Raw genomic sequence first — 25,122 nt, 5'->3', positions numbered from 1 at the left:
GCTGGCCGTATGGAGACGGGGAGCACGGCGGACACGGGGACCAAGGGCACCACGGCAGACGAGCCGGTGTGGACCGGACTGCCACCGGGGCTGCTGCGAATGCGGCGGCTGTTGCTGGTGGTGTGGCTGGGGCTGCTGGCTGTGGGACTCGGCCTGATGCTCGGCCTGCTCGTTGGCCCGGCCTGGGCCTTCTTCGCGCTGTTGCCGCTGGCACTGACGGCGTGGGGCTGGGTGATGCTCGGCCGCAACTGGCGTTCCTGGCGCTACGCCGAGCGCGCCGACGACCTGCTGATCAGCCGGGGCGTGCTCTGGCAGGAGGAGACCGTCGTGCCGTACGGGCGGATGCAACTGGTCGAGGTCACCTCCGGGCCCGTCGAACGCCACTTCGGGCTGGCCAGCGTGCAGCTGCACACCGCGGCCGCGGCCACCGACGCGACCATCCCGGGCCTCGACCCGGACGAGGCGGAACGGCTGCGCGACCGGCTCACCGAACTCGGCGAGGCCCGATCGGCGGGCCTGTGACGGCGCCGGGCGTGCCCGACGCCATACGCGAGAGGCCGCCGGTCACCGAGCGGCGGCTGCACCCCGTGACCCCGTTCAGGCGGGCCTGGGCACCGATCGCCGTGATCATCGGGTGGGCGGTGCACGACCCCAGTCAGGCACAGGCGCAGCTGACGAGGCTGACCACGACCACGCTGCTGATCGGGCTCGCCGTGTTCGTGCCGGCCGCCGCCCTCTACGGCTTTCTGACCTGGTGGTTCACTCACTTCGCGGTGACGGACACCGAACTGCGCATCCGTACCGGCCTGCTGTTCAGGCGCGCCGCGCACATCCGGCTCGAACGCATCCAGGCGGTCGACGTCACCCAGCCGCTGCTGGCGCGGGTGGCGGGGGTCGCGAAACTCAAACTCGACGTGGTGGGCGCGGACAAGAAGGACGAGCTCGCCTTCCTGGGCGAGGGCGAGGCGCGGGCGCTGCGCGCCGAACTCCTCGCCCGCGCCGCCGGTTTCGCGCCCGAGACGGCGCATGAGGTCGGCGAGGCGCCCTCCCGCGAGCTGCTCCGCGTGCCGCCGGGCGTCCTCGCCGTCTCGCTGGTGCTGACCGGCGCGACCTGGGGCACGCTGGTCGCCGCGCTCGTCGTACCGTCGGTGCTGTGGCCGGCCACCCACAGCGTGTGGACGGTCCTCGCGACCGCGCTGCCGCTGCTGGGCGCGGCGGGCGCGAGCAGCGTGGGGCGGTTCGTCGGCGAGTACGACTGGACGGTGGGCGAGTCGCCGGACGGTCTGCGGATCGACCACGGGCTACTGGACCGCACGCACGAGACGGTGCCTCCGGGGCGCGTACAGACCGTGAGGATCGTGGAGCCGTTGCTGTGGCGGCGGCGCGGCTGGGTGCGGGTGGAGCTGGACGTGGCCGGGTCGTCCAACTCCGTACTGGTGCCGGTCGCCCCGCGGGAGGTCGCCGAGTCGGTCGTCGCGCGCGTGCTGCCCGGCGTGACCGTGCCACCCCTGTCGGCGCTGTCCCGTCCACCGCGGCGGGCCGCCCGGTGCGTGCCGTGGTGGTGGCGCGGCTACGGACTCGCCGTCACCGACGCGGTGTTCGCGGCCCGGCACGGCCTGCTGCGGCGCAGCCTGTCGCTCGTCCCGCACGCGAAGGTGCAGAGCGTACGGCTCGCGCAAGGGCCCTGGCAGCGCGTGTGGCGCGTCGCCGACGTCCACGTGGACACGGGGGCCAGCAAGACGGTCACGGCCCGGCTGAGGGACGCTCAGGAGGCTGCCGAGCTGCTGCGGGGGCAGGCCGAGCGGTCACGGACGGGACGCAAGGTCGCACGACCGGACCGCTGGATGGCGTCCTAGGCCTGTCTGCGCACGGACGTTGGAGACCGACCGTACGGACGTCACGAGACCGCGGACCGCGGACGTCACGACACGGCGGGCGTCACGACACGGCGGACGTCACGAGACCGCGCTCCGCAGCCCCTGTACGTCGATCTGCTCGGTCTCGTCGTGGGCCGTCAGGTCGATGACCTGGCCGACGCCACGGGACTCCTCGTCCGCAGGCTTGAACTCCGCCTCGGACTCGGCCTTGTGCAGGGCGAGCGCCTCCTGGCCGACGACGTCGGCGAGGTCCTCGTTCTGGACGGCGGCAAGAGCCGCCGGGGCCGCCCCCTTCTCCATGCCGAAGAAGTCGAAGCCGCCCTCCACCAGCGGGCGTCGCGCGGGCGTCGCCGGTGCGACCGCCACCGCGGTCGGCGCGACGAAGTGTCCGGAGGGCTGCCGGCCCGGCTGGGCGGTCTTCACCGTCGGGATGGCGGCCGCGCGCTCATGCTCGTCGACCGCCACGGGCTTCCCCCGCACCTCGTCCTCCTGCGCGGCCTCCGCCTCGGTGCCGTCGGATGCCTCGGCGGCCGTCTCCCCGGCCGAACCGGCCTTCGCCGGCTCGTCCTTCACGGCGTCCTTGAAGCCGGCCTTCGTGACGTTCTTGAGCTCGCTCTTCGGCTCGCTCTTCGACTCACTCTTCGGCTCGGTCTTCGTGACGTCCTCGGGCTCGGTCTTCGTGACGTCCTCGGGCTCGCTCGTCGGCTCCGCCTGGACCGCCGCGCCGTCGACGTCGCCCTTCTCGACGAGACGCGCCAGCGCCCCCTTCGCCCGCAGGAACAGCTTGGACCCCTCGGGCGAGAAGATCGCCGGAGCCTCGGTCTCCGCTTCCGCCGCCGGTACGGCCTCGGCTGCCCCGTCGGTCTCGTCGGTCTCCTTGTCGGCCGGGGCAGCCACGGCCCCCGCCTCGGCCACCGGCACGGCCTGCGCCGGCAGCAGCTCACGGGTCGGACCGGACGCCTCTATCTCGAGCAGGCGACGGCCCTCCAGGGCGCTCGCGCGCTCGGTCTCCGCCGTGGCGTACCGCCGCAGCAGGGCCGCGTGTTCGTTGCGCAGCCCCGCGAGTTCGGCGCGCTTGGCCCGCAGCCGCTGCTCCAGCTTGACGCGCAGTTCGCGCGACTCGTCGAGGTCGGTCTCCAGTTCGGCGACCCGCTCCTCGAAGCGCCACTCGTCGCTCGCACGCGCGCGCGTGAGGTCGGCGACCTGTTTGCCCGCCTGGGTGTCCCAGTGACGCATGACGACCGCGCCGACGACCGCCGTCGCCGCGGCGGCCGCGGCCAGACCACGGAGCACCATCTGCTCCGTGAACACCCAGGGGCCGAGCGCACAGACGAGTGAGACGCCTGCGATGGCCGACGGGGGCAGCATCCTGTGCAAGGGCGGGGAATGGCGGTGACGTCCACGTGGCATGGCCAGAAACTTACCGCGCGTAGGCGAATGATGGTGCCCCAGCCCGTAAAAACACAGCCATCCCGGTGCCTTCACATGTCATCAGGAATCAGATCCGCCACAGAATTCGGCAGGATTGGCAAGACGGGTCGGCAAGACGTTGGCAAGACAGGAACGACAAGGACACCGAGAAGTGCAAGATCATTTTCAGTGGTCGTCCAGCCGTCCGCTGATCCACTGCAGCGTCGCCGGAATCTCCCGCCGCCAGGTGTTGAAGTTGTGGCCGCCGCTTTCCAGGATGATCGAGGAGATCCGCGTCCGCCCGGTGTCCTTCACCCGCTCGATGAACTTCAACGTGTCCTTGTAGTTCGCCTCGCCGGCCTTGCTGCTGGTGACGAGCAGTGAAGTGTCGGGGGCGGGCATGTGCTTGAGGAACCAGAACAGGTTCGCGCGGTCGCGCAGTTCCTTGTCACCGTGGAAGAGATCGCCCGTGGTCGGGTCGCTCGGCGCGTTGTAGTACGGGGACAGTCCCGCCCCGGCGGCGTACACCTCGGGATGGTGCATGGCCAGCTTGAGCGCGCAGTAGCCGCCCGTCGAGTCGCCGATGATTCCCCAGCTGCCCGGCTTTTCGCCGACCCTGTAGTGGGCCCGTACGGCGTCGGGCAGATCCCTGGCGAAGAACGACTCCGTCTGCGGGCCCCCCGGCACGTCCACGCACTCCGTGTCCCGCGGCGGCGCCACCGTCGGCCGCAGCATCACCAGGATCATCGGCTGCATACGCCCGTTCCTGGCGAGGTTCCAGGCCGTGCGCGGGAAGTGGAGTCTGTTCACCAGCGCCTGAGCCGTACCCGGATATCCGGTGAGGACGACGGCCGCGGGAAACGTCCGCGTGCGGTACTGCGGCTGGAAGTACTCCGGCGGCAGATACACGTACGCGGGCGAGTTGATATGCGTCGTACGGCCCGCGATGGCGACCTTCTGTATCTGCCCGCCGGCCTGCGGTCTCAGGCCGCCCGTCTCGTACACCCTCCGCGTGTCGACCACCTGGAGAGGGCCGCCGGACCCGAGACCCTCGGTGTGGTCGACGACCACACCCTGGCCGGTCTCCCGCCCGAACAGGTCCGCCCAGGAGGCGTAGAAACCGAAGGCCTGGTTGGCGGCGAGGCCCACCGACACGAAGAGCGCCAGCTGCGTGGCGAACAGCAGGCCCACGCGCCCGCCGACGGCCCGCCAGTTCCGCCGCGCCAGCCGTGGCCACAGCCACACCGTGCCGACGAACAGCAGCACGGCGAAGAGCACCGCCAGCACCAGTGTCTTGTTGCTCGTGAGACCCATGGATTCCTTCGTGAGGGCTTGCCCGGGACTTTCCCTGGGCTTTGGGACAGCTTTGAGGAGTTGAGTGAACCTCTCCCCCTGAGACACCGTCCTAGAGGGCGCAATGTCGCCGGATGCCCGAATCGGGCCCGGATCCAAGGTCTCTCGCAGAACAACGGGATGCGATGTCTGTCAGGACAGATGAGGAAATGTCGGGCGAGGTTCCGACCGGATCACACCGGGTGCGGCGCGCCCTGAGTGGTCCGCGCCCCGAGGCCGTCCCGGCCCTCGTCGGCAGAGCCTGCGCGCTCGTGGGCCTCGTGGACATCGCCGCGGGCGTCTTCCCGCGCTTCAGGCACAGCCGTATGCACACGATGGCCGAGGTGCTGCCCGGCGCGCTCGGACCGTTCGCCGCCGCGCTCTCGATCAGTGCCGGCGTCCTGTTGCTGCTGCTCGCCCACGGACTGCGGCGGCACAAGCGCCGGGCCTGGCGCGCGGCCGTGGTGCTGCTCCCGGCCGGAGCGGTGGCGCAGTTCACGTACCGGCACTCCCTGGTGGGCGTGCTCATCTCGCTCGCGTTGCTCGCGCCCCTGCTGCGCCACCGCGACCAGTTCGCGGCCCTGCCCGACCCGCGCAGCCGGTGGCGGGCGCTCGCCAACTTCGTCCTCATGGGCGCCGGTTCACTCGCCCTCGGGCTGGTCATCGTCAGCGCCCACCCCAACCGCATGGTGGGCGACCCCAGCCTCGCCGACCGCATCGCGCACGTCCTGTACGGCCTGTTCGGCTTCGAGGGCCCGGTCGACTACCAGGGCAACACGTCCTGGACGGTCGCCTTCTCCCTGGGCGCCCTGGGCCTGCTCACCGCCGTCACCACGATCTACCTTGCCTTTCGCCCCGAGCACCCGGCGGCGCGCCTCACGGCGGAGGACGAGGTCCGGCTGCGGGCCCTGCTGGACAAGCACGGCGGCCGCGACTCCCTCGGCCACTTCGCGCTGCGCCGCGACAAGGCCGTCGTCTTCTCCCCCAGCGGCAAGGCGGCCGTCACCTACCGCGTCGTCTCCGGCGTGATGCTCGCCAGCGGCGACCCGATCGGCGACGTCGAGGCCTGGCCGGGCGCCATCGAGCGCTTCATGGACGAGGCCCGGGCCCACTCCTGGACCCCCGCCGTGATGGGCTGCTCCGAGACCGGCGGCGAGGTCTGGACCCGCGAGACCGGCCTCGACGCTCTCGAACTGGGCGACGAGGCGGTGGTGGACGTCGCGGATTTCTCCCTCGCCGGCCGCGCGATGCGCAATGTGCGCCAGATGGTCAAACGCATCGAGCGCGCCGGTTACGAGACCCGGGTACGGCGCGTCCGTGACCTCGGCGACGCCGAGCTGGACCGCATCCGCCGCGCCGCCGAGGACTGGCGCGGCACCGACACCGAACGCGGCTTCTCCATGGCGCTGGGCCGCATCGGCGACCCCGCCGACGGCGACTGCCTCATCGCCACGGCCCACAAGGCGGACGACCGGCCGGGTCAGTACGGCGACCTGAAGGCGATCCTCCACTTCGTGCCGTGGGGCACGGACGGCGCGTCCCTGGACCTGATGCGGCGGGACCGCTCGGCGGACCCGGGCATGAACGAACTGCTGATCGTGGCGGCACTCCAGGCGGCACCGAGACTCGGCATCGAACGCGTCTCCCTGAACTTCGCGATGTTCCGCTCGGCCCTGGCGCGCGGCGAGAAGATCGGCGCGGGTCCGGTGCTGCGCGCCTGGCGCGGACTGCTCGTCTTCCTCTCCCGGTGGTTCCAGATCGAGTCCCTGTACAAGTTCAACGCGAAGTTCCAGCCCCGCTGGGAGCCGCGCTTCGTCGTCTACCGCGCCTCCGGCGACCTGCCCCGCATCGGCTTCGCCGCCATGCAGGCGGAGGGGTTCGTCAGCCTGGCCCTCCCCCTGCCGCGCTTCCTGCGTCGTCGTCCGGCGATCCCGCGCGCGTGCGCCCACGCCGTCGCCGAACGGGACGTCCGCGCGGCGTGACGGAACGGGCCGCGGTGCAGGCCGAACGGCACGGACCGCGCCCAGCAGGACAGGCCCGAGCGGAAGCCCCATCCCCTCCTCCAGCCCGAGGGCTTCCGCTCGGGCCGCTCGGGCCGTACGTGTCCGCCCGCGCCCGTCGTGCCAGGCGGGCCTCGGACCTTACGGCCCCGCCCCTGGGCCTACGCTGAACGCATGAGCATGCAGAGCGGACGTGGGCGCGTCGCGGGCCTTCCGGAATGGGGCCGCTGCGCGGTCATGGGAGTCGTGAACGTCACCCCGGATTCCTTCTCCGACGGTGGCCGCTTCTTCGACACGACGGCCGCCGTCAAGCACGGTCTCGACCTGGTCACCGAGGGCGCCGACCTCGTCGACGTCGGCGGCGAGTCCACCCGCCCCGGCGCCACCCGGGTCGACGAGGCCGAGGAGCTCAAGCGGGTCGTCCCGGTCGTCCGCGGCCTCGCCTCCGAGGGTGTCACCGTCTCCGTCGACACCATGCGCGCCTCCGTCGCCGAACGGGCCCTCGCGGCCGGCGCGGTCCTGGTCAACGACGTCAGCGGCGGCCTCGCCGACCCCGCGATGGTCCCGACCGTGGCCGCCGCCGGTGCCCCCTTCGTCGTCATGCACTGGCGCGGCTTCCTGGAGGGCGGCAACGTCAAGGGCGTGTACGACGACGTGGTCGCCGAAGTCGTCGACGAACTCCACGCGCGCGTGGAGGCCGTTCTCGCGGGCGGCATCTCCCCCGACCGCATCGTCGTCGACCCCGGCCTCGGCTTCTCCAAGGACGCCGAACACGACCTCACCCTTCTGGCCCACCTCGACCGCGTCCTCGGCCTCGGCCATCCGCTGCTCGTGGCCGCCTCCCGCAAGCGGTTCCTCGGCCGCGTCCTCGCCGGACCGGAGGGCGCTCCTCCGCCCGCACGCGAGCGCGACGCCGCGACGGCCGCCGTCTCCGCGCTCGCGGCGCACGCCGGCGCATGGGCGGTGCGCGTGCACGAGGTGCGCGCGACGGCGGACGCGGTACGGGTCGCGCGCGCCGTGGAAAGCGCGCGCTCCGCCGACGGCGCACGCGCCGCGCGCAACGGCGCAGAGGGAGACCGGTGAGCGCCCCCCACACCGACGTCGAAGCGGTCGAACTCGCCAACACGTCCTTCTACGAGGCCCTGGAACACGGCGACTTCGAAGCGCTGGGCTCGCTCTGGCTGACCCCGACCGACCTGGGCGTCGACGAGGAGTACCACGATCCGGCCGACGTCGGCGTGGTCTCGTGCGTGCACCCCGGCTGGCCCGTGCTGACCGGCCGCGGCGAGGTCCTCAGGTCGTACGCCCTGATCATGGCGAACACGGACTACATCCAGTTCTTCCTCACCGACGTGCACGTGTCCGTCACCGGCGACACCGCGCTGGTGACCTGCACGGAGAACATCCTCAGCGGCGGCCCCGCCCCCGAGGGCGGCGAGGAACTCGGCCCGCTCGTCGGCCAGCTGGTCGTCGCCACGAACGTGTTCCGCCGCACCCCCGACGGCTGGAAGCTCTGGTCCCACCACGCCTCTCCCGTTCTGGCCGAAAACGACGAGGACGAAAGCGACGAGACCCCCACCTGAGCGGGTAGACGCCTCACAGGACAAGCAGTCCCCGGAACTCCCGCCGGCCGCCCGGGGCCGCCCGCAGGGATCAAGAAGTGGTTGGAATCACGGACCCTGGGTAGGGGCGGCTACCAGCCCGTGAGCCGCCGGGTTCCCCAGGGGAAACGCACGGTGAAACCTCCTGAACCCGGCCCGGCCGCGCCCCCGTGGCCCGGCCCTGTCAGTGCTCGCAGGTAGATTCGTTCGAGGCCGGTGTACCGCCCGCACGTGGTACGAACCGGCCGTCACCGACGACTGCAGGAGTGATTCGCGTGGATCGTGTCGCGCTGCGCGGCCTCAAGGCCCGCGGGCACCACGGTGTGTTCCCCAAGGAGCGCGAGGAAGGGCAGACCTTCATCGTGGACCTCGTCCTGGGCCTGGACACCCGGCCGGCCGCCGCCGACGACGACCTGGCGAAGACCGTGCACTACGGCATCGTGGCGGAGGAGGTCGTGGCGGTCGTCGAGGGCGAGCCCGTCAACCTCATCGAGACGCTCGCCGAGCGCATCACCCAGGCCTGTCTGAAGCACGAAGGAGTCCAGGAGGTCGAGGTCACCGTCCACAAACCGGACGCGCCGATCACCGTCCCCTTCGACGACGTGACCGTCACCATCACCCGGAGCCGAGTATGACCGCGTTCTTCACCGAGGGTCAGAGCGACCCGACCGTACAGCCGGTACCCGCCTCCGTCGTCGAGAAGGTCGACGCCGCCGACACCACCCTGCACAACCCGAAACGGGCCGTGATCTCCCTCGGCTCCAACCTGGGCAACCGCCTGGAGACCCTCCAGGGCGCCATCGACGCCCTGGAGGACACCCCCGGCGTCCGCATCAAGCTGGTCTCCCCCGTGTACGAGACGGAGCCGTGGGGCGTCGAGCCCGGCAGCCAGCCGTCCTACTTCAACGCGGTCGTGGTCCTGAAGACGACCCTGCCCCCGTCCTCCCTCCTGGAGCGGGCGCACGCCGTCGAGGAGGCCTTCAACCGGGTGCGGGACGAGCGCTGGGGCCCGCGCACCCTCGACGTCGACATCGTCACGTACGCCGATGTCGTCACCGACGACCCGCAGCTCACCCTGCCTCACCCCCGCGCCCACGAACGCGCCTTCGTGCTCGCCCCCTGGCATGACGTCGAACCCGAGGCCCAGCTGCCCGGACGGGGCGCGGTCGCCGCCCTCCTCGACACCCTCACCCGCCACGGCGTAGAACCCCGCAAGGACCTGGAACTCCGGCTGCCCGAGTAGCCGTTAAGGTCAAGACGACCCCGGGGCGGCCGGACATGACGGCCGGACCGGACGGGTCATCACGACCACCGTCCGGGACCACGGCCGGGGACCTGAAGGGACACCGTGAGAGAGCTGCGCATCAGGCTGCTGGCCGGCGTCTTCGCCGTCGCAGGGATCCTGTCCTGGGCGGGCGCCCGCCTCTGGAACTCGGTCGGGACCCTCCCCAGCGTTCCCCTGGCCGCCCCCATCGTCCTCGCCCTGATCGCGGCGGTCCTGCTGTCAACGGCGCTCTCCATCCGCGCCCGCCTCAAGGCCCAGCGCGAGCGCCGCCCCGAGGCCAAGGGCGTCGACCCGCTCATGGCGGCCCGCGCGGTCGTCTTCGGTCAGGCGAGCGCCCTGGTCGCCGCCCTGGTCTCCGGGATGTACGGCGGCACCGGCGTCTTCCTGCTGGAGTCCCTCGACATCCCCGCCCGCCGCGACCAGGCCATCTACGCCGGCTTCTCGGTCCTCGCGGGCATCGCCGTCATAGCGGCCGCCATCTTCCTGGAGCGCGTGTGCAGGCTCCCGGAGGACGATGACGACCACAACACGGGAGCGGCCTCGGCGGCGTGACGCCGGTGGCCGTCAGCGGGCCATGATGAGGCTCATCGCCTCGTTCCGCGTCGCCGCGTCCCGCAGCTGCCCGCGCACGGCCGACGTGAGGGTCTTGGCGCCGGGCTTGCGGATGCCCCGCATCGACATGCACATGTGCTCGCACTCCACGACCACGATGACGCCACGCGGCTCCAGCATCTCCATCAGGGAGTCCGCGATCTGCGTGGTGAGTCGTTCCTGCACCTGCGGGCGCCGGGCGTAGACGTCCACCAGGCGCGCCAGTTTGGACAGCCCGGTGATCTTGCCGGTGGTGGCCGGAATGTATCCGACGTGGGCGACGCCTCGGAACGGCACGAGATGGTGCTCACAGGTCGAGTACACCTCGATGTCCTTCACGAGCACCATCTCGTCGTGCCCCATGTCGAACGTCGTCGTCAGCACGTCCTCCGGGCGCTGCCACAGCCCCGCGAATATCTCCTTGTACGCCCTCGCGACCCTCGCCGGCGTCTCCCTGAGGCCCTCTCGGTCCGGATCCTCACCGACCGCGATCAGCAGTTCGCGTACGGCGTTCTCGGCCCGCTTCTCGTCGAAATCGCCGATGGAGCCTGCGCCGTCCAGCGTCACGGGGTCGGTCATCTGGTGCCTCGTTCCTGTGCCTTTCGCGCGTGTGGGCCACGCACCTCACTGCGGGCATGCAAATGCCGCGCCCCCCAGGCTAGAACCTGGGGGGCGCGGCATCCATTCCGGGCCTGGTGAGGTCACCGGGGGTCCGAGGTGTCCGGGGAGTCAGCTCTCCGGACGGTCCTCGGGTGCGGGCTCGGCCACCGGGGCGGGTTCCGCCGCGGTGGACTTCGCCGTGGAGATCGCCGGCGTGGCGCCGTTGGCACCGTTCGTCAGTGCGAGCTCCCTGGGGGAGAGCACCGGCGGACGGGTGGACGGCGTACGGCGGGAGGAGCCGGTCCAGGCCGGCCGCGGGGGACGCTTGACGATGGGAGCGAAGATCTCGGCGATCTGCTCCTTGTTCAGCGTCTCCTTCTCCAGCAGCTGGAGGACCAGCTGGTCGAGGACGTCGCGGTTCTCGACCAGGATTTCCCAGGCCTCGTTGTGCGCCGTCTCGATCAGCTTCTTGACCTCTTCGTCGACCAGCGCGGCGACCTCTTCCGAGTAGTCACGCGGGTGCGACATCTCCCGGCCTAGGAACGGCTCGGTGTTGTCGCCACCGAACTTGATGGCGCCGAGACGCTCGGTCATGCCGTACTGCGTGACCATCGCGCGGGCCGTTGCGGTGGCCTTCTCGATGTCGTTCGCAGCGCCGGTCGTCGGGTCGTGGAAGACCAGTTCCTCGGCCGCGCGGCCGCCCAGCATGTAGGCCAGCTGGTCCAGCATCTCGTTGCGGGTGGTCGAGTACTTGTCCTCGTCCGGCAGGACCATCGTGTAGCCCAGAGCACGGCCTCTCGAGAGGATCGTGATCTTGTGGACCGGGTCGGAGTTCGGGGAGGCCGCCGCGACCAGGGCATGTCCGCCCTCGTGGTACGCGGTGATCTTCTTTTCCTTGTCCGACATGATCCGGGTCCGCTTCTGCGGCCCCGCCACGACGCGGTCGATCGCCTCGTCCAGCGAGTGGTTGTCGATGAGCTTCTTGTCGCTGCGCGCCGTCAGGAGCGCCGCTTCGTTCAGCACGTTCGACAGGTCCGCGCCGGTGAAGCCCGGGGTGCGGCGGGCGACGGCCGACAGGTCGACGTCCGGCGCGACCGGCTTGCCCTTCTGGTGAACCTTGAGGATCTCCAGACGGCCCTGCATGTCCGGACGGTCGACCGCGATCTGGCGGTCGAAGCGGCCGGGACGCAGAAGGGCCGGGTCGAGGATGTCCGGCCGGTTCGTCGCGGCGATGAGAATCACACCGCCCTTGACGTCGAAGCCGTCCATCTCGACGAGCAGCTGGTTCAGCGTCTGCTCGCGCTCGTCGTGACCACCGCCGAGGCCGGCACCGCGATGGCGGCCGACCGCGTCGATCTCGTCGACGAAGACGATCGCCGGGGCGTTCGCCTTGGCCTGCTCGAACAGGTCACGGACTCGGGAGGCACCGACACCGACGAACATCTCGACGAAGTCGGAACCGGAGATCGAGTAGAACGGCACGCCGGCCTCGCCCGCGACAGCTCGCGCGAGCAGGGTCTTGCCGGTGCCGGGAGGGCCGTACAGCAGTACGCCCTTGGGGATCTTCGCCCCGACGGCCTGGAACTTCGCCGGTTCCTGCAGGAACTCCTTGATCTCGTGGAGCTCCTCGACGGCCTCGTCCGAGCCTGCGACGTCCGAGAACGTCGTCTTCGGGGTGTCCTTGGTGATGAGCTTCGCCTTGGACTTCCCGAATTGCATGACCCGGGAGCCGCCACCCTGCATCTGATTCATCAGGAACAGGAAGACGACCACGATGAGGACGAAGGGGAGCAGGGAGAGCAGGATCCCGACGAAGGCGTTCTGCTTCGTCGGCGAGACGGTGTACCCGTCCGGGATCTGCTTGTCCTGGTACTTGGTCTGCAGCGTGCCGGCGATGGTCACGCCCTGGTCGCCGATGTAGCTCGCCTGGATCTTCGAGCTGCCTTCGACCTTTACGCCGTCCTTGAGTTCGACCTTGATGGTCGACTCGTCGCCGGTGGTCAGTTTGGCCGACTCGACCTTGTTGTCATTGATCGCCTGGATCACCTGGCCGGTGTCCACCGTCTTGTAGCCACCGGACGAGCCGACGACCTGCATCAACACGACCACGGCAAGGACGGCCAGCACGATCCACATGACCGGCCCACGGAAGTATCGCTTCACGTCCATCCATACGGAGCGAAGACGCCCCGTCCCTCCTGCCATAGTGAGTTTGATAAGACAGTTCTTCTGACGGTACCCCAGCATTGTGGACCGAAGCCGCACGGGAGGGCTGGCTAACCCGTCTGCATGCTCCAACGGCGCGAAACCCGCTGAGGTTCCCGATCGTCTTACGGGGCCCCGGCCGTCTGGCTCTCAGCCGCCGTAGACATGGGGCGCGAGCGTACCGACGAACGGGAGGTTGCGGTACTTCTCGGCGTAGTCGAGGCCGTAACCGACGACGAACTCGTTCGGGATGTCGAAGCCGACCCACTCCACGTCGATGGCGACCTTGGCGGCCTCGGGCTTGCGCAGCAGGGTGCACACCTTGAGGGATGCGGGCTCGCGCGAGCCGAGGTTGGAGATCAGCCAGGACAGGGTCAGGCCGGAGTCGATGATGTCCTCGACGATGAGGACGTGCTTGCCCTTGATGTCCGTGTCGAGGTCCTTGAGGATCCGCACCACACCGGAGGACTGGGTGCCCGCCCCGTACGAGGACACCGCCATCCAGTCCATGGTGACGGGGGTGGACAGCGCCCGGGCGAGGTCGGCCATGACCATCACCGCGCCCTTGAGGACGCCGACGATGAGCAGGTCCTTGCCCGCGTACTCCGCGTCGATCTTCGCGGCCAGATCGACCAGCTTCGCGTCGATCTCTTCCTTCGTGATGAGTACCGTCTTGAGGTCGGCACCCATGTCGTTCGCGTCCACCCGCATCACTTTCGGTCGTCCCACCGGCCGTTCGGACCGCCCACGAGCCGCGTGAGCGATCCGATGGCGGGGGTCCGGATTCAGCCTTGCCGAATCACCAGTCTGCCACCCTGCCGCTGAGCTACGACTTTGCCCGGGAGATTGATGGCTCCCTGGCCGCGCCAACCGGTGATCAGCCGGTCGACCTCCTCGATGTGCCGGGCGAACAGCGAGCCCGCCGGAGCGCCTGCCTCGATGGCGGCGCGGCGCAGGACGCGGCGGCGCACGGCGGGCGGCAGGGCGTAGAGCTTGGCGCACTCCAGGAGACCGGCGGCGTCCCGGACGGAGTCCTGGGCCTGACCGGCCCAGGCGTCCAGGGCGTCGGCGTCGTCGCGGGAGAGCTGGGCCGTACGGGCGAGGGCTTCCACGACGCCTTTGCCGAGCGCCTTCTCCAGGGCGGGCAGACCCTCGTGGCGCAGCCGCGAGCGGGTGTACGCCGGATCCGCGTTGTGGGGGTCGTCCCAGACGGGCAGCGACTGGACCATGCAGGCCTTGCGGGCGGTCTGCCGGTCGAGCTGGAGGAACGGGCGGCGGTAGCGGCGGGCGGCACCCGGCCGTCCGGACACAGCGGCCATGCCGGACAGGGAGCGGATGCCGGAGCCGCGGGCGAGGCCGAGCAGGACGGTTTCGGCCTGGTCGTCGCGGGTGTGGCCGAGCAGGACGGCGAGGGCGCCATGGCGTTCGGCGGCGGCGTCCAGCGCGGCGTAGCGGGCGTCGCGGGCGGCTGCCTCGGGGCCGCCCTCGCGCCCGACGGTCACGGCGGTGGCCTCGACCGGGTCGAGGCCGAGTTCACGCAGCCGCAGGACGACTTCGTCGGCGCGCAGGCCGGAGCCGGGCTGCAGGCCGTGGTCGACGGTGACGCCGCCGGCGCGGATGCCGAGCTTGGGGGCCTCGAAGGCGAGGGCCGAGGCGAGGGCCATGGAGTCGGCTCCGCCGGAGCACGCCACGAGCACGAGCGGCGACGGCAGGCGCTCGTGCGGGGTGTCGTCCGAGGCGCCGGGCTCTTCGGTCGTACGGCTGTGGTCGGTCAGGATGTCGTGGAGGACGCGGCGGACCGCCAGGCGTATCGCCGCGACCGCAGGATGGGGACCCATGTCCGGTTCCCTTCATGAAATTGTCGGGGGTGAGCCCGAGCTCGGTCACTCAGAGTATGTAGATGGTGACAGAACCGGGCCGTTCCCCGAGCATTGCACGCCTACCCATCGCTCACGGTCCCTCGGACGGGTGATTGGAGGGGCGTTCGCCTGCCGTCGGCCTGAATCGCTTCACGACCCCGGCGCCCTGTTCACGACTCGGACTTGCGGTGCACCCGCGCGACCCAGTCCGCCGGTTTGGCGATCTCCGTCTTGGTCGGGAGGGTGTTCGGGGACGTCCACACGCGGTTGAAGCCGTCCATGCCGACCTGGTCGACGACGGCCCGTACGAAGCGTTCGCCGTCCCGGTACTGGCGGAGCTTGGCGTCCAGACCCAGCAGTTTGCGCAGCGCCATGTCCAGCCGGGAGGCGCCCTTGGCGCGACGCTGCTGGAACTTCTCGCGGATCTCGGCGACGCTCGGCACGACGTCCGGACCGACCCCGTCCATCACGAAGTCGGCGTGCCCCTCCAGGAGGGACATCACGGCGGTGAGGCGGGCCAGGATCTCCCGCTGGGCGGGCGTCTGCACGATCTCCACGAGGGACCTGCCCTCGTCCTCCTCGCCCTCGGGGCGCCCGCCGGCCAGGGACTGGGCGGCTTCCCGGATGCGTTCCAGGACGGTCATGGGGTCGACCTCGGTCTCTCCCAGGAACGACTGGATTTCACCCTCCAGGTGGTCCCGCAGCCAGGGCACGGCCGTGAACTGGGTGCGGTGCGTCTCCTCGTGCAGGCACACCCACAGGCGGAAGTCGTGGGGCTGCACGTCGAGTTCGCGCTCCACGTGCACGATGTTCGGGGCGACCAGAAGCAGCCGGCCGCCGCCGTTCTCGCCCGCGGGAAGGTCGCGGGTGGACGGCGCGAACGTCTCGTACTGCCCGAGGACGCGTGAGGACAGGAAGGACAGCAGCATCCCCAGTTCGACGCCCGTCACCTTGCCGCCGACGGCGCCGAGGACCGCGCCTCCGGGGGTACTGCCGCGCCGCTCCTGCATCTTGTCGAGCAGGGGCTTGAGCAGTTCCCGGAAGCCCGCCACGTTCGCCCGGACCCAGCCGGGACGGTCGACGACGAGGACCGGGGTGTCGTGGGTGTCTTCCGTCCCCAAACGAGTGAAGCCCCGGACGTGTCCCTCCGAGGCCTTGGCATGTCGGCGCAGTTCCGCGACGACGGCCCGGGCCTCGTCGCGGCTCACCTCGGGGCCCGGCCGCACGAGCCGGGTCGCGGTCGCCACCGCGAGATTCCAGTCGACCATCTCGGCACCACCGATGCTCGTCATGCGTCAACCGTACGTGAGCGCCACCCCTTGGGGCAGGGCCGCGCGAGGTTGACGCGGCCTGGTTACCGGCAACCGCACGCCGCCAAAGCCGTCGCCGTCCTGTCCAGCGCCGACTGTGCCGCCGCCGGGTCCGTCGTGTTCGACGCCAGGAAGGCGAAGGCCAGGAGGCGGCCGCTGTGGTCCACCACCGTTCCCGCCAGCGTGTTCACTCCCGTCAGGGTGCCCGTCTTGGCTCGTACGATTCCTGCCGCGCCGTCCGTGTAGCGGCTGGTCAGGGTGCCCGTGAAGCCGGCCACCGGGAGGCCGGTGAGGGCCGGGCGCAGTTCCGGGTGGGCGGGGTCGCCGGCCTTCGCCAGGAGGGACGTCAGCAGGTTCGCCGTGAGCCTGTCGTCGCGGTTCAGGCCGCTGCCGTCCCTGAAGCCGGCGCCCGACACGGGCAGTGCGAGTTTCTTCAACCGGGCGCCGATCGCCCGGCCGGCGCCGTCGAAGTCGGCGCGTTCGCCGGTGGCGACGGCGGTCTGGCGGGCGAGGGCCTCGGCGATGTCGTTGTCGCTGTTGGTGAGCATGCGTTCGACGAGGGCCGAGAGCGGGGGCGAGGAGACCTCGGCGAGCGGCTCGGCGCGGCCGGTGGCCTTGGAGGGGCCTGGGGACGTGGTCTTGATGCCGTGCTTCTTGAGGAGGCCGGCGAACGTGCGGGACGCGTCCGCCGCGGGGTCCGGCACACGCGGCGCGGGTCCGCTCGCGGAGTCGTCCGTGCGCCCCTCGTCGGCCATCAGGGCGCTGACGGGGGCGAGGTTGTCGTTGACGCCGATGGGGTGAAGTTCCGGACCGGCGTACAGAGTGGTGTCGTACGAGAGGGTGACCTCGCTGATGTGGCGCTTCCGCAGGGCGGCGGCCGTGTCGTCGGCGAGGGTGCCCAGGCTCGCCCAGCCGTCGGCGTCCTGGTGCGCGGTGAGGGTGGGGTCGCCGCCGCCGACGAGGACGAGTTCGTTGGTGTCGGGTTCGAGGGCGGTGCGGGTGGTGAGGCGGTGGTCGGCGCCGAGGGCGGAGAGGGCGGCGACCGCGGTGGCGATCTTCGTGGTGGAGGCGGGAGTGAGGGCCTCGTCGGCGCCCGTGCCGTACAGCCGCCTGCCGGTGGCGACGTCGACGACCGCCGCCGTGCGACGGGAGCCGAGCGCCGCGTCCTTCAGGAGGGGTCTCAGGACCTCGGCGAGGGCCGGCCCGGTCGGGGCCGTCTTGGCCCTGTTCGTGGCCCCGCCGAGGCCGGCGAGGACGGAGGCGGCGCTGGGCGCCGGCCGGGGCGCCCCTCCCGCCGTGTCGGAGGACGTGCCCGTCGAGCCATCGTGATCTGCGCCACCCGTGTGCTCCAGGGCAACCGCCCGGTCCCGCTCCGCCGTACGCTGACCGCTGGAGTCCCAAGGGCCGGCGGCGGTCACCACTGCTCCGGCCAGCGCCAGTCCGGCGGTGGCGGCGCCCGCGGTGTACTGCCAGGTCTTCGGCCTCGTGATCCGCGCGACCTGCGGCTTCGCGGCCCGCGCGATCCGTGTGACCTGCGGTTTCGCGGCCGCCGTGGCACGTGCGAGACGCGGTCGTACGGCGTCCGCGGCCTGTGCCAGACGCGGTCGTACGGCGTTCGCGACCCGCGTCACACGCGGTCTCGCGGCTCGCCAAGGCCTCAGCTCTGGCACGACCAACAGCCCCTTTCGCGATCACACACCTGCGTGAGGGACACTTAACCACCAGAACTATGTGTTGATCATGGAGGAGTCACCGGTGGAGTTCGACGTCACGATCGAGATCCCGAAGGGTTCGCGGAACAAGTACGAGGTGGACCACGAGACCGGTCGGATCCGCCTGGACCGTCGACTCTTCACCTCGACCGCCTACCCGACCGACTACGGCTTCGTCGAGAACACCCTCGGCGAGGACGGCGACCCGCTGGACGCGCTGGTCATTCTTGACGAGCCGACGTTCCCGGGCTGCCTCATCAAGTGCCGTGCGATCGGCATGTTCCGGATGACGGACGAGGCCGGCGGCGACGACAAGCTGCTGTGCGTCCCGGCGACCGACCCGCGTGTCGAGCACCTGCGCGACATCCACCACGTGTCGGAGTTCGACCGCCTGGAGATCCAGCACTTCTTCGAGGTCTACAAGGACCTCGAGCCCGGCAAGTCGGTCGAAGGCGCCGACTGGGTGGGCCGTACGGACGCCGAGATCGAGATCGAGCGGTCGTACAAGCGCTTCAAGGACCAGGGCGGCCACTGATCCTGCTGTTGCGAAGGGGCCGCACGCGTGCGCGTGCGGCCCCTTCGCGTATGTGTGCGCATACTGAGGCTTGCTGCACGTGTCGTACAGGGAGCGCTACGGAGTGAGGGACGCGGAAGACCGCAAGCCGCGGTCGGACGAGGCGAGGAGCCGGTTCACGGCCCCCACCGCAGTCGTCGGGGATTCGGCCGATTCCTCCACGACATCGGAGTTCGCGGTTCCGCAGGGGCTGGCCGTTCCCAGAGGCGCCGCCACGGAGTCCGAGGTCACCTCCGAGTTCGCCCTCCCCAAGGGGCTGGACGTCGCGCAGACTCCGCCGGCGGACTCCGAGGGGTCGGCGTTCAGCACACCGCGCACCTACAGCGCCAAGGACGCCCCGCCGGCTTTCACCCCGGCGACCGGCATCCCGGTGATCAGTCTCACCAAGCACGCGCCCTGGCAGGACCGGATGCGCACGATGCTGCGGATGCCGGTGGCCGAGCGGCCCGCCCCGGAGCCGCTGCAGAAGGTCGAGGAGGAAGGCCCCGCCGTTCCGCGCGTGCTCGACCTGACGCTGCGTATCGGCGAGCTGCTGCTGGCCGGTGGTGAGGGCGCCGAAGACGTGGAGGCGGCGATGTTCGCCGTCTGCCGGTCCTACGGCCTGGACCGCTGCGAGCCGAACGTCACCTTCACCCTGCTGTCGATCTCGTACCAGCCGTCCCTGGTCGAGGACCCGGTGACCGCGTCCCGGACGGTCCGCCGCCGCGGCACCGACTACACGCGCCTGGCGGCCGTGTTCCGGCTGGTCGACGACCTCAGCGACCCCGACACGGCGATCTCCCTGGAGGACGCCTACCGGCGGCTCGCCGAGATCCGGCGCAACCGGCACCCGTATCCCGGCTGGGTGCTGACCACCGCGAGCGGGCTGCTGGCGGGTGCGGCCTCCGTGCTCGTCGGCGGTGACTACATCGTCTTCATCGCGGCCGCGCTCGGCGCGATGCTCGGCGACCGGCTGGCGTGGCTGTGCGCGGGGCGTGGACTGCCGGAGTTCTACCAGTTCACCGTCGCCGCGATGCCGCCGGCCGCTATCGGGATCGCCCTGACTCTCGCGCACGTGGACGTGCAGGCCGCCGCGGTCGTCACCGGTGGACTCTTCGCCCTGCTGCCCGGGCGGGCGCTCGTGGCGGGCGTCCAGGACGGTCTGACCGGCTTCTACATCACCGCCTCCGCGCGCCTGCTGGAGGTCATGTACTTCTTCGTCGGCATCGTCGTCGGGGTGCTGATCATGCTCTACGTGGGTGTGCAGCTGGGTGCCCACCTCAACCCGGACGCCGGACTGGGCGACTCGCAGCGGCCGCTGTGGCAGATCGGCGCGTCGATGCTGCTGTCGCTGACCTTCGCTGTGCTGCTCCAGCAGGAACGATCCACCGTGCTGGCGGTGACCCTGAACGGCGGTGTCGCCTGGTCGGTGTACGGCGCGATGCACTACGCGGGCGATCTGTCGCCGGTCGCCTCCACGGCGGTGGCGGCGGGCCTGGTGGGGCTGTTCGGCCAGATGCTGTCCCGGTACCGGTTCGCTTCCGCGCTGCCTTACACGACGGCGGCCATCGGGCCGCTGCTGCCGGGTTCCGCGACGTACTTCGGGCTGTTGTCCATCGCCCAGAACGAGGTCGACGAGGGGCTGGTGTCACTGTCGAAGGCGGCGGCGCTGGCCATGGCCATCGCCATCGGGGTCAATCTCGGGTCGGAGATCTCGCGCCTGTTCCTGCGGTTGCCGGGGGCGGGGAGTGCGGCGGGGCGAAGGGCCGCGAAGCGGACGCGAGGGTTCTGAGGCCCATGGCCCAGGGGCCCCGAGGAGGCCGGCGGACGGCGACCTCGGGTTCGTCGTAGCTGCTCGTGCTGTTCGCCGCGCCCCTGGTCCGGCTGTCAGTAGCCCTGCTGGGGCGGGTACTGCTCGTTCTGCTGGGCGTCGTACGGCCGTTGTCCGTAGCTCTGCGGGTACTGCTGGGCGTACGGCTGCTGCTGGGGCCGGCCGTAGTGCTGGTCGTGGCCGTACTGCTGCTCGCCGTGGTTGCCCTGCTGCTGCTCGGTCGGGGGGATGCGGCGGAGTTGGGTCGTCGCGTCGTCCATGGCCGGGGGCTGGTAGGCGGCGGCGACCGGAGCCTCGGCGGCCGCGCGCTTCTTCTTGGAGCGTTCCCGGAGGTACTCGATGGCGATCGGGACCACGGACACGATCACGATCAGGACGAGGATCGCCTCGACGTTCTTCTTGATGAGGCCGATCTGGCCCAGCCAGTAACCCGCAAGGGTGACGCCGGTGCCCCACAACACGCCGCCGATGATGTTGTACGTCAGGAAGGTGCGGTACTTCATGCGGCCGGCACCCGCCACGATGGGGGCGAAGGTGCGCACGATCGGCACGAAGCGGGCGAGGACGATCGCCTTCGGGCCGAACTTCTCCATGAACTCGTGGGCCTTGTCCAGGTTCTCCTGCTTGAAGAGCTTGGAGTTGGGGCGGCTGAAGAGCCTCGGACCGAAGAACTTGCCGATCATGTAGCCCACTTGGTCGCCGATCACCGCGGCGAGCACGATCAGCGTGCAGACCAGCCACAACGGCTGGCTGATGAAGTTGCCCTCGGCCACGAACAGGCCCGCCGTGAACAGCAGCGAGTCACCCGGCAGGAACGCGAAGAGCCCGGACTCCGCGAAGACGATCAGCAGGATGCCGGGCAGGCTGAAGGTCTCGATCAGATAGTCGGGGCTGAGCCACTCGGGGCCGAGCGCGAGCGTGGTCGTCACGGGTTTGTGGCTCCTGCGTGTGGGGGACGGGCTGGGCTGGCTGCCAAAAGTATCAACGCAGCCGTCGTGGCCCAGGTTCCATGGGCGCCCTCAGGATGCACTGTGGCCCGTCTGGGACAAAGCTGTGGACCATGGGTATCGAAGATTACGGCGGTGGTCAGGAACCCCGGCCGGACGTGCTCGTGGTGACCACGAACGACGTGCCCGGACACCGGGTTCAGGAGGTCCTCGGAGAGGTCTTCGGGTTGACCGTACGGTCCCGGCACCTCGGGAGTCAGATCGGCGCGGGTCTGAAGTCGATGATCGGCGGTGAGCTCAAGGGGCTCACCAAGACGCTGGTGGAGACCCGGAACCAGGCCATGGAGCGGCTGGTTGAGCAGGCACGCACGCGTGGGGCCAATGCCGTGCTGATGTTCCGCTTCGACGTGTCGGAGGCCGCGGACGTGGGCACCGAGGTGTGCGCCTACGGGACGGCGGTGGTCCTGGCCCGGGAGTGAGGCTCCCGGGCCGGGGATTCAGGAGGTGCGGCGGGTCGCGTTCGCCTTGATCGCGTCCCTCAGGTGTTCGGCGAGACCCGGGCGCATGGAGTCGTAGAACGCCTTGAAGCGCTCGTCGGAGACGTACATCTCGCCGAGGCTCTCGTGGAGTTCGTACGGGCACTCGTAGAACCACGTGCTGATGTGCCGGCGGTGTTCCTCGGCCATGGCCATCGCCGCCTCGCCGGTCGCCGGTTCGCCGGCGGCCATCAGGGCGTCGTAGCGCTCGCCCCAGTCGTTGACCTCGGCCTGCATGCGCTTCCAGTCGTCCTTGGTGTAGCCGGCGGCGCGGCGCTGGGACTCGGCGTACGCCTCCGTGCCGCCCCAGCGCTGTTCCGCCTCCTCGGCGTACTGCTCGGGATCCTTGTCGCCGAAGACCTCGAACTTCTCCTCCGGCGTGAGGTTGATGCCCATCTTGCGTGCCTCCATGGCGTTCTCCACGGCCGCCGCCATCTTCTGCAGCTTCTCGATCCGGGCGGTCAGCAGTTCGTGCTGGCGGCGCAGGTGCGCGCGCGGGTCCGCGGCCGGGTCGTCGAGCAGGGCGGCGACCTCGTCGAGCGGGAAGCCGAGCTCTCGGTAGAACAGGATCTGCTGCAGCCGGTCGAGGTCGGCGTCGCTGTAGCGCCGGTGGCCCGCGTGGCTGCGCTCGCTCGGGACGAGCAGGCCGATGTCGTCGTAGTGGTGCAGCGTGCGCACCGTCACTCCGGCGAAACCGGCGACCTGTCCCACGGAATAGCTCACTTCGTCCGCTCCCTTCCCGGTACGCCCTCCACGGTGGGTCCTCACGTGACGTGAGGTGCAAGCCGAATTCCGGCGGGTTCCGATACGGCGCTCCCCAACCGGGCCCCTCCGGGTGTTCAGTCCGCTTTGTCCCCATATCGTGAGCCCGTGGCCCAGGACAGCGCGCAGCAGGCACCCGCCGCCCCGGCGACCCCGGCGCGCGCCCTGCTGCCGTTGATCCTCCCCGCTCTCATGGTGGGTGTGGTCGCGAGTCTGATCCTGCTCGGGGTGAGCGCGGCGGCCGGGGAACTCCAGGACGTGCTGTGGCACAACCTGCCGGACGCGCTGGGAATCGGCCGGTACTCCGTCCTGTGGATGCTCGTCGTGCTCACCGCGACGGGCGTGGCGGTCGGGCTGGTGGTGTGGAAGGTGCCCGGGCACGCCGGGCCCGACCCGGCCACCACCGGGCTCGACGCCCCCGTGCTCCCTCCCGTCGTGCTGCCGGGGCTGGTGCTGGCGACCGGGCTCATGCTCGCGGGCGGGCCGAGTCTCGGTCCCGAGAACCCGATCATCGCCGTGAACGTGGCGCTCGCCTTCTGGCTGGGCAGTCGGCTGCTCCCCCGGATCCCGGACCGCTTGTGGCCCGCGCTGGCCGAGGCCGCCACGATCGGCGCGCTGTTCGGCACGCCGGTCGCGGCGGCGCTGGTCATCTCCGAGGCGCTGGCCGGGAAGGAGCTGAAGGGGGCGCTGTGGGACAGCGTCTTCGCACCGCTGGTCGCCGCCGCGGCCGGCGCCCTGACGACCACCCTGGTGGCGGACCCGACCTTCGACCTGCATCTGCCCGCCTTGGGGCGGCCCAGCTGGGGCGATCTGCTGGCGGCGCTGGTGGTCGCCTCGGCGGCGGCGCTGCTCGGCATGATCGCCGTGTACGCCTTCCCGTACGTCCACGGCACCTTCGCCCGGCTCGGGCACCCGATGCTGGCCCTTCCGGCCGGCGGGCTGGTGCTGGGCCTGCTGGCGGCCCTGGGCGGCCATCTGACGCTCTTCAAGGGGCTGGACGAGGTCGGCGAGCTGGCCCGCGATCCCGAGGGCTGGTCGGCCGGGCAGTTCGCGACGATGACGGTGGTGAAGCTCGCCGCGCTGCTCGTCGCCGCGTCCTGCGGCTTCCGGGGCGGGCGCATTTTCCCGGCCGTGTTCGTCGGCACGGCCTTCGGGCTGGGCGCGCACGCCCTGGTGCCCGCCGTCCATCCGGCGCTCGGTGTCGCCGCGGCCGTCCTCGGGATGCTCCTCGCCATCACCCGGCAGGGGTGGGTGAGCCTGTTCACCGCCGCCGTGCTGGTGGACTCCCCAGCGATCCTCGCCCTGCTCTGCATCGCCTCCCTGCCGGCCTGGCTCCTTGTGACGGGACGGCCGCAGATGCAGCTGCGCAAGGATGGGACCCCGCTCACATGAACCCACCCAGCAGCCGAGCCGCCTCCCCTGGGGCGGTGCGCCCCCGTCGGTGCGCCCCCGTCAGTTCCCTTCGCCCAGCTCGAAGTGCGTCCAGTGGACCCCGTCGGCCGATATGCGGAAGCTTCCGGCACCGAAGCTGTCGGTCCACAGGTAGCCGAGCGGCGTCCGGGTGACCGAGCCCGCCAGGCCCCGGGAGCCGGACCCCGTGAAGGAACGGCCGCCGTCGGTGCTCCGCCAGACACCCGCCTCACCATGGACCGTCAGACTGCCGTCGGCGGCGGCGACCGGGATGCCGAGTGACGAGCGCGGCTCCACGCCCTTGCGGTGGTTCCAGACCCGCTCCCAGCTGTGGGCGCCGTCGGTGCTGCGGTACAGGGCGAGCAGGCCGTTCTTCACGTCGTCCTCGTCGGGCGGGATGCCCGGCCGGAGCGCGTACAGCACCGTCGACCGGGCGGCACCGACCACCTGCACGCCCCCGCCGCGCTCCGCCGTCCCCGGCAGCCGGGACAGCCGCCAGCTGCGCCCCCGGTCCTCGCTGACGGCGAGGGCGGGCCGACCGGAGCCCGGGTCATGGCCGGAGGCGAACAACAGGGCTTCGGCGTGCGCGCCCGCCAGGCCGCTTCCGGCTTCCGGCACGACCTCCCCCGCCGGCCGCACCGCGCCCTCCAACGGAGGCTGGGTGGCCAGGACCTTGTACTCCCCCGTGTCCGGCAGAACCGCGGCCAGGCGGGATCGTTCGCAGCCGTTGCCCTCGGGGTCCATCCGCAGACAGTCCTCCACCAGCGCACCGCCCTCGGGCACGACCGGAGTCGGCCCCGAGGGATCGCTGGAGCCCCGTCGCCAGGTGCGGCCTGCGTCCCCGGTGAACCAGGTGCCGTCCGGGGGCGGCCAGGTGCCGTCGGTGAGAAGCGCCCGGCCGGGCCCCAGGACGACCAGGCCCGCCGTGATCCCGAGGTCGCCCGTCACGTCCGGCAGCGGGGAACGCCCGAGCCGCCACGCTTCGGCTCCCCGGTCGAGCACGGCGACTCTCTGCCAGCAGCGCGTCGTGTCGCACTCCGCGAGCAACGCGAACCCGCTGCCGTCCGACGCGAAGCCGACGCCGGCCACGAAGCCGGGCAGCTCCCGCGCCGACGGCACACGGGGAGGCATGACCTCCGCCTTTCCGGGCGCACGAGCGCCCACCCCACTCCCGCCCGCCCCCGCGTCCCCGCACGCCGTCGCCGACGCCAGCACGCCCAGCACGGCGGCCACCACAGCCCTGCCCCTAACCCAGCCCCAGCCCCAGCCCCAGCCCCAGCCCCAACTCATGGGAACCCCCC

23 protein-coding genes are annotated in these 25,122 nt (G+C 71.0%); 12 read left to right on the top strand and 11 right to left on the bottom strand.

The genetic code is table 11. The annotated features are described in order from the left end of the window. Window positions 1-9 precede the first annotated feature (9 nt). Window positions 10-522, top strand: coding sequence for a PH domain-containing protein (locus ACWBNA_RS01925; RefSeq protein WP_482701587.1), 513 nt, complete (start codon window positions 10-12; stop codon window positions 520-522). Further along, on the top strand, window positions 519-1,856 hold the full coding sequence (locus ACWBNA_RS01920; RefSeq protein WP_482701586.1) for a PH domain-containing protein: 1,338 nt from the start codon (window positions 519-521) through the stop codon (window positions 1,854-1,856). The genes ACWBNA_RS01925 and ACWBNA_RS01920 overlap by 4 nt, the downstream gene beginning before the upstream one ends. Window positions 1,857-1,955: 99 nt before the next feature. Here ACWBNA_RS01920 and ACWBNA_RS01915 read toward each other — a convergent pair whose 3' ends face one another. Together ACWBNA_RS01915 and ACWBNA_RS01910 are read right to left on the bottom strand one after the other, a co-directional pair. Continuing rightward, window positions 1,956-3,287 carry a hypothetical protein gene (locus ACWBNA_RS01915; protein WP_482701584.1) on the bottom strand — a complete coding sequence of 444 codons (1,332 nt, stop codon included), beginning with the start codon at window positions 3,285-3,287 and terminating at the stop codon, window positions 1,956-1,958. A gap of 186 nt (window positions 3,288-3,473) precedes the next feature. Beyond that, window positions 3,474-4,601: an alpha/beta hydrolase gene (locus ACWBNA_RS01910; protein ID WP_482701582.1), complete on the bottom strand. Its 1,128-nt coding sequence runs from the start codon at window positions 4,599-4,601 to the stop codon at window positions 3,474-3,476. 188 nt (window positions 4,602-4,789) lie between these two features. Between ACWBNA_RS01910 and ACWBNA_RS01905 the strand changes: the two genes are divergently transcribed. From ACWBNA_RS01905 to ACWBNA_RS01880, 6 genes are all read left to right on the top strand, one after another. After that, a complete protein-coding gene (locus tag ACWBNA_RS01905; RefSeq protein WP_482701580.1) occupies window positions 4,790-6,601 on the top strand; it encodes a phosphatidylglycerol lysyltransferase domain-containing protein in 1,812 nt (603 codons plus the stop codon). A 192-nt stretch (window positions 6,602-6,793) separates the two neighbouring features. Then, window positions 6,794-7,702: a dihydropteroate synthase gene (gene folP / locus ACWBNA_RS01900; protein ID WP_482701578.1), complete on the top strand. Its 909-nt coding sequence runs from the start codon at window positions 6,794-6,796 to the stop codon at window positions 7,700-7,702. Then, window positions 7,699-8,202: a nuclear transport factor 2 family protein gene (locus ACWBNA_RS01895; RefSeq protein ID WP_482701576.1), complete on the top strand. Its 504-nt coding sequence runs from the start codon at window positions 7,699-7,701 to the stop codon at window positions 8,200-8,202. Before folP ends, ACWBNA_RS01895 begins: the two co-directional genes overlap by 4 nt. A 293-nt stretch (window positions 8,203-8,495) precedes the next feature. Next, window positions 8,496-8,855 carry a dihydroneopterin aldolase gene (gene folB, locus ACWBNA_RS01890; protein ID WP_217235004.1) on the top strand — a complete coding sequence of 120 codons (360 nt, stop codon included), beginning with the start codon at window positions 8,496-8,498 and terminating at the stop codon, window positions 8,853-8,855. Further along, window positions 8,852-9,463, top strand: coding sequence for a 2-amino-4-hydroxy-6-hydroxymethyldihydropteridine diphosphokinase (gene folK / locus ACWBNA_RS01885; RefSeq protein WP_482701574.1), 612 nt, complete (start codon window positions 8,852-8,854; stop codon window positions 9,461-9,463). The genes folB and folK overlap by 4 nt, the downstream gene beginning before the upstream one ends. Before the next feature lie 105 nt (window positions 9,464-9,568). Then, a complete protein-coding gene (locus tag ACWBNA_RS01880) occupies window positions 9,569-10,057 on the top strand; it encodes a DUF3180 domain-containing protein (protein WP_482701572.1) in 489 nt (162 codons plus the stop codon). Between the two features lie 12 nt (window positions 10,058-10,069). On the opposite strand, the gene folE is transcribed toward ACWBNA_RS01880, so the two are convergent. The 6 genes from folE to dacB all read right to left on the bottom strand — a co-directional run bounded on the left by folE (window position 10,070) and on the right by dacB (window position 17,701). Next, window positions 10,070-10,675 carry a GTP cyclohydrolase I FolE gene (gene folE / locus ACWBNA_RS01875; RefSeq protein WP_482701570.1) on the bottom strand — a complete coding sequence of 202 codons (606 nt, stop codon included), beginning with the start codon at window positions 10,673-10,675 and terminating at the stop codon, window positions 10,070-10,072. Between the two features lie 150 nt (window positions 10,676-10,825). After that, window positions 10,826-12,865, bottom strand: coding sequence for an ATP-dependent zinc metalloprotease FtsH (ftsH, locus tag ACWBNA_RS01870; RefSeq protein ID WP_482701568.1), 2,040 nt, complete (start codon window positions 12,863-12,865; stop codon window positions 10,826-10,828). A 186-nt stretch (window positions 12,866-13,051) separates the two neighbouring features. Beyond that, entirely contained in the window at window positions 13,052-13,612 is a 561-nt protein-coding gene (gene hpt / locus ACWBNA_RS01865; RefSeq protein WP_383864707.1) for a hypoxanthine phosphoribosyltransferase, read from the bottom strand. 74 nt (window positions 13,613-13,686) lie between these two features. Then, the gene (gene tilS, locus ACWBNA_RS01860) at window positions 13,687-14,739 is read right to left on the bottom strand and encodes a tRNA lysidine(34) synthetase TilS (protein ID WP_482701566.1); all 1,053 of its coding nucleotides are present in this window, start codon (window positions 14,737-14,739) and stop codon (window positions 13,687-13,689) included. A 191-nt stretch (window positions 14,740-14,930) separates the two neighbouring features. Beyond that, a complete protein-coding gene (locus tag ACWBNA_RS01855) occupies window positions 14,931-16,052 on the bottom strand; it encodes a zinc-dependent metalloprotease (protein WP_482701564.1) in 1,122 nt (373 codons plus the stop codon). Window positions 16,053-16,114: 62 nt separating this feature from the next. Beyond that, the gene (dacB, locus tag ACWBNA_RS01850; RefSeq protein ID WP_482701562.1) at window positions 16,115-17,701 is read right to left on the bottom strand and encodes a D-alanyl-D-alanine carboxypeptidase/D-alanyl-D-alanine endopeptidase; all 1,587 of its coding nucleotides are present in this window, start codon (window positions 17,699-17,701) and stop codon (window positions 16,115-16,117) included. Window positions 17,702-17,825: 124 nt separating this feature from the next. Here dacB and ACWBNA_RS01845 point away from each other — a divergent pair, with 124 nt between their 5' ends. Both ACWBNA_RS01845 and ACWBNA_RS01840 read left to right on the top strand, forming a co-directional pair. After that, window positions 17,826-18,317 (top strand): inorganic diphosphatase, encoded by a 492-nt coding sequence (locus ACWBNA_RS01845; protein ID WP_217234996.1) that lies wholly within the window; start codon window positions 17,826-17,828, stop codon window positions 18,315-18,317. Between the two features lie 103 nt (window positions 18,318-18,420). Further along, window positions 18,421-20,127 (top strand): threonine/serine exporter family protein, encoded by a 1,707-nt coding sequence (locus tag ACWBNA_RS01840; RefSeq protein WP_482701559.1) that lies wholly within the window; start codon window positions 18,421-18,423, stop codon window positions 20,125-20,127. A gap of 95 nt (window positions 20,128-20,222) precedes the next feature. Here the strand turns inward: ACWBNA_RS01840 and ACWBNA_RS01835 are convergent, their stop codons facing one another. After that, on the bottom strand, window positions 20,223-21,095 hold the full coding sequence (locus ACWBNA_RS01835) for a DedA family protein (protein WP_482701557.1): 873 nt from the start codon (window positions 21,093-21,095) through the stop codon (window positions 20,223-20,225). Window positions 21,096-21,226: 131 nt separating this feature from the next. Here ACWBNA_RS01835 and ACWBNA_RS01830 point away from each other — a divergent pair, with 131 nt between their 5' ends. Then, complete coding sequence (locus ACWBNA_RS01830; RefSeq protein ID WP_482701556.1) at window positions 21,227-21,592, top strand: YbjQ family protein; 366 nt, start codon at window positions 21,227-21,229, stop codon at window positions 21,590-21,592. Between the two features lie 18 nt (window positions 21,593-21,610). On the opposite strand, the gene ACWBNA_RS01825 is transcribed toward ACWBNA_RS01830, so the two are convergent. Continuing rightward, the gene (locus ACWBNA_RS01825; protein ID WP_482701553.1) at window positions 21,611-22,372 is read right to left on the bottom strand and encodes a MerR family transcriptional regulator; all 762 of its coding nucleotides are present in this window, start codon (window positions 22,370-22,372) and stop codon (window positions 21,611-21,613) included. A gap of 147 nt (window positions 22,373-22,519) precedes the next feature. Here ACWBNA_RS01825 and ACWBNA_RS01820 point away from each other — a divergent pair, with 147 nt between their 5' ends. Further along, on the top strand, window positions 22,520-23,803 hold the full coding sequence (locus ACWBNA_RS01820) for an ion channel protein (RefSeq protein ID WP_482701551.1): 1,284 nt from the start codon (window positions 22,520-22,522) through the stop codon (window positions 23,801-23,803). A gap of 60 nt (window positions 23,804-23,863) precedes the next feature. Here ACWBNA_RS01820 and ACWBNA_RS01815 read toward each other — a convergent pair whose 3' ends face one another. Then, on the bottom strand, window positions 23,864-24,952 hold the full coding sequence (locus tag ACWBNA_RS01815; RefSeq protein ID WP_482701549.1) for a beta propeller repeat protein: 1,089 nt from the start codon (window positions 24,950-24,952) through the stop codon (window positions 23,864-23,866). Window positions 24,953-25,122: the final 170 nt, after the last annotated feature.

This window comes from Streptomyces sp. Q2 (assembly GCF_056820935.1).
The sequence above is the reverse complement of the archived record's forward strand: the minus strand, read 5'-3'. Positions and strand labels throughout refer to the sequence as shown.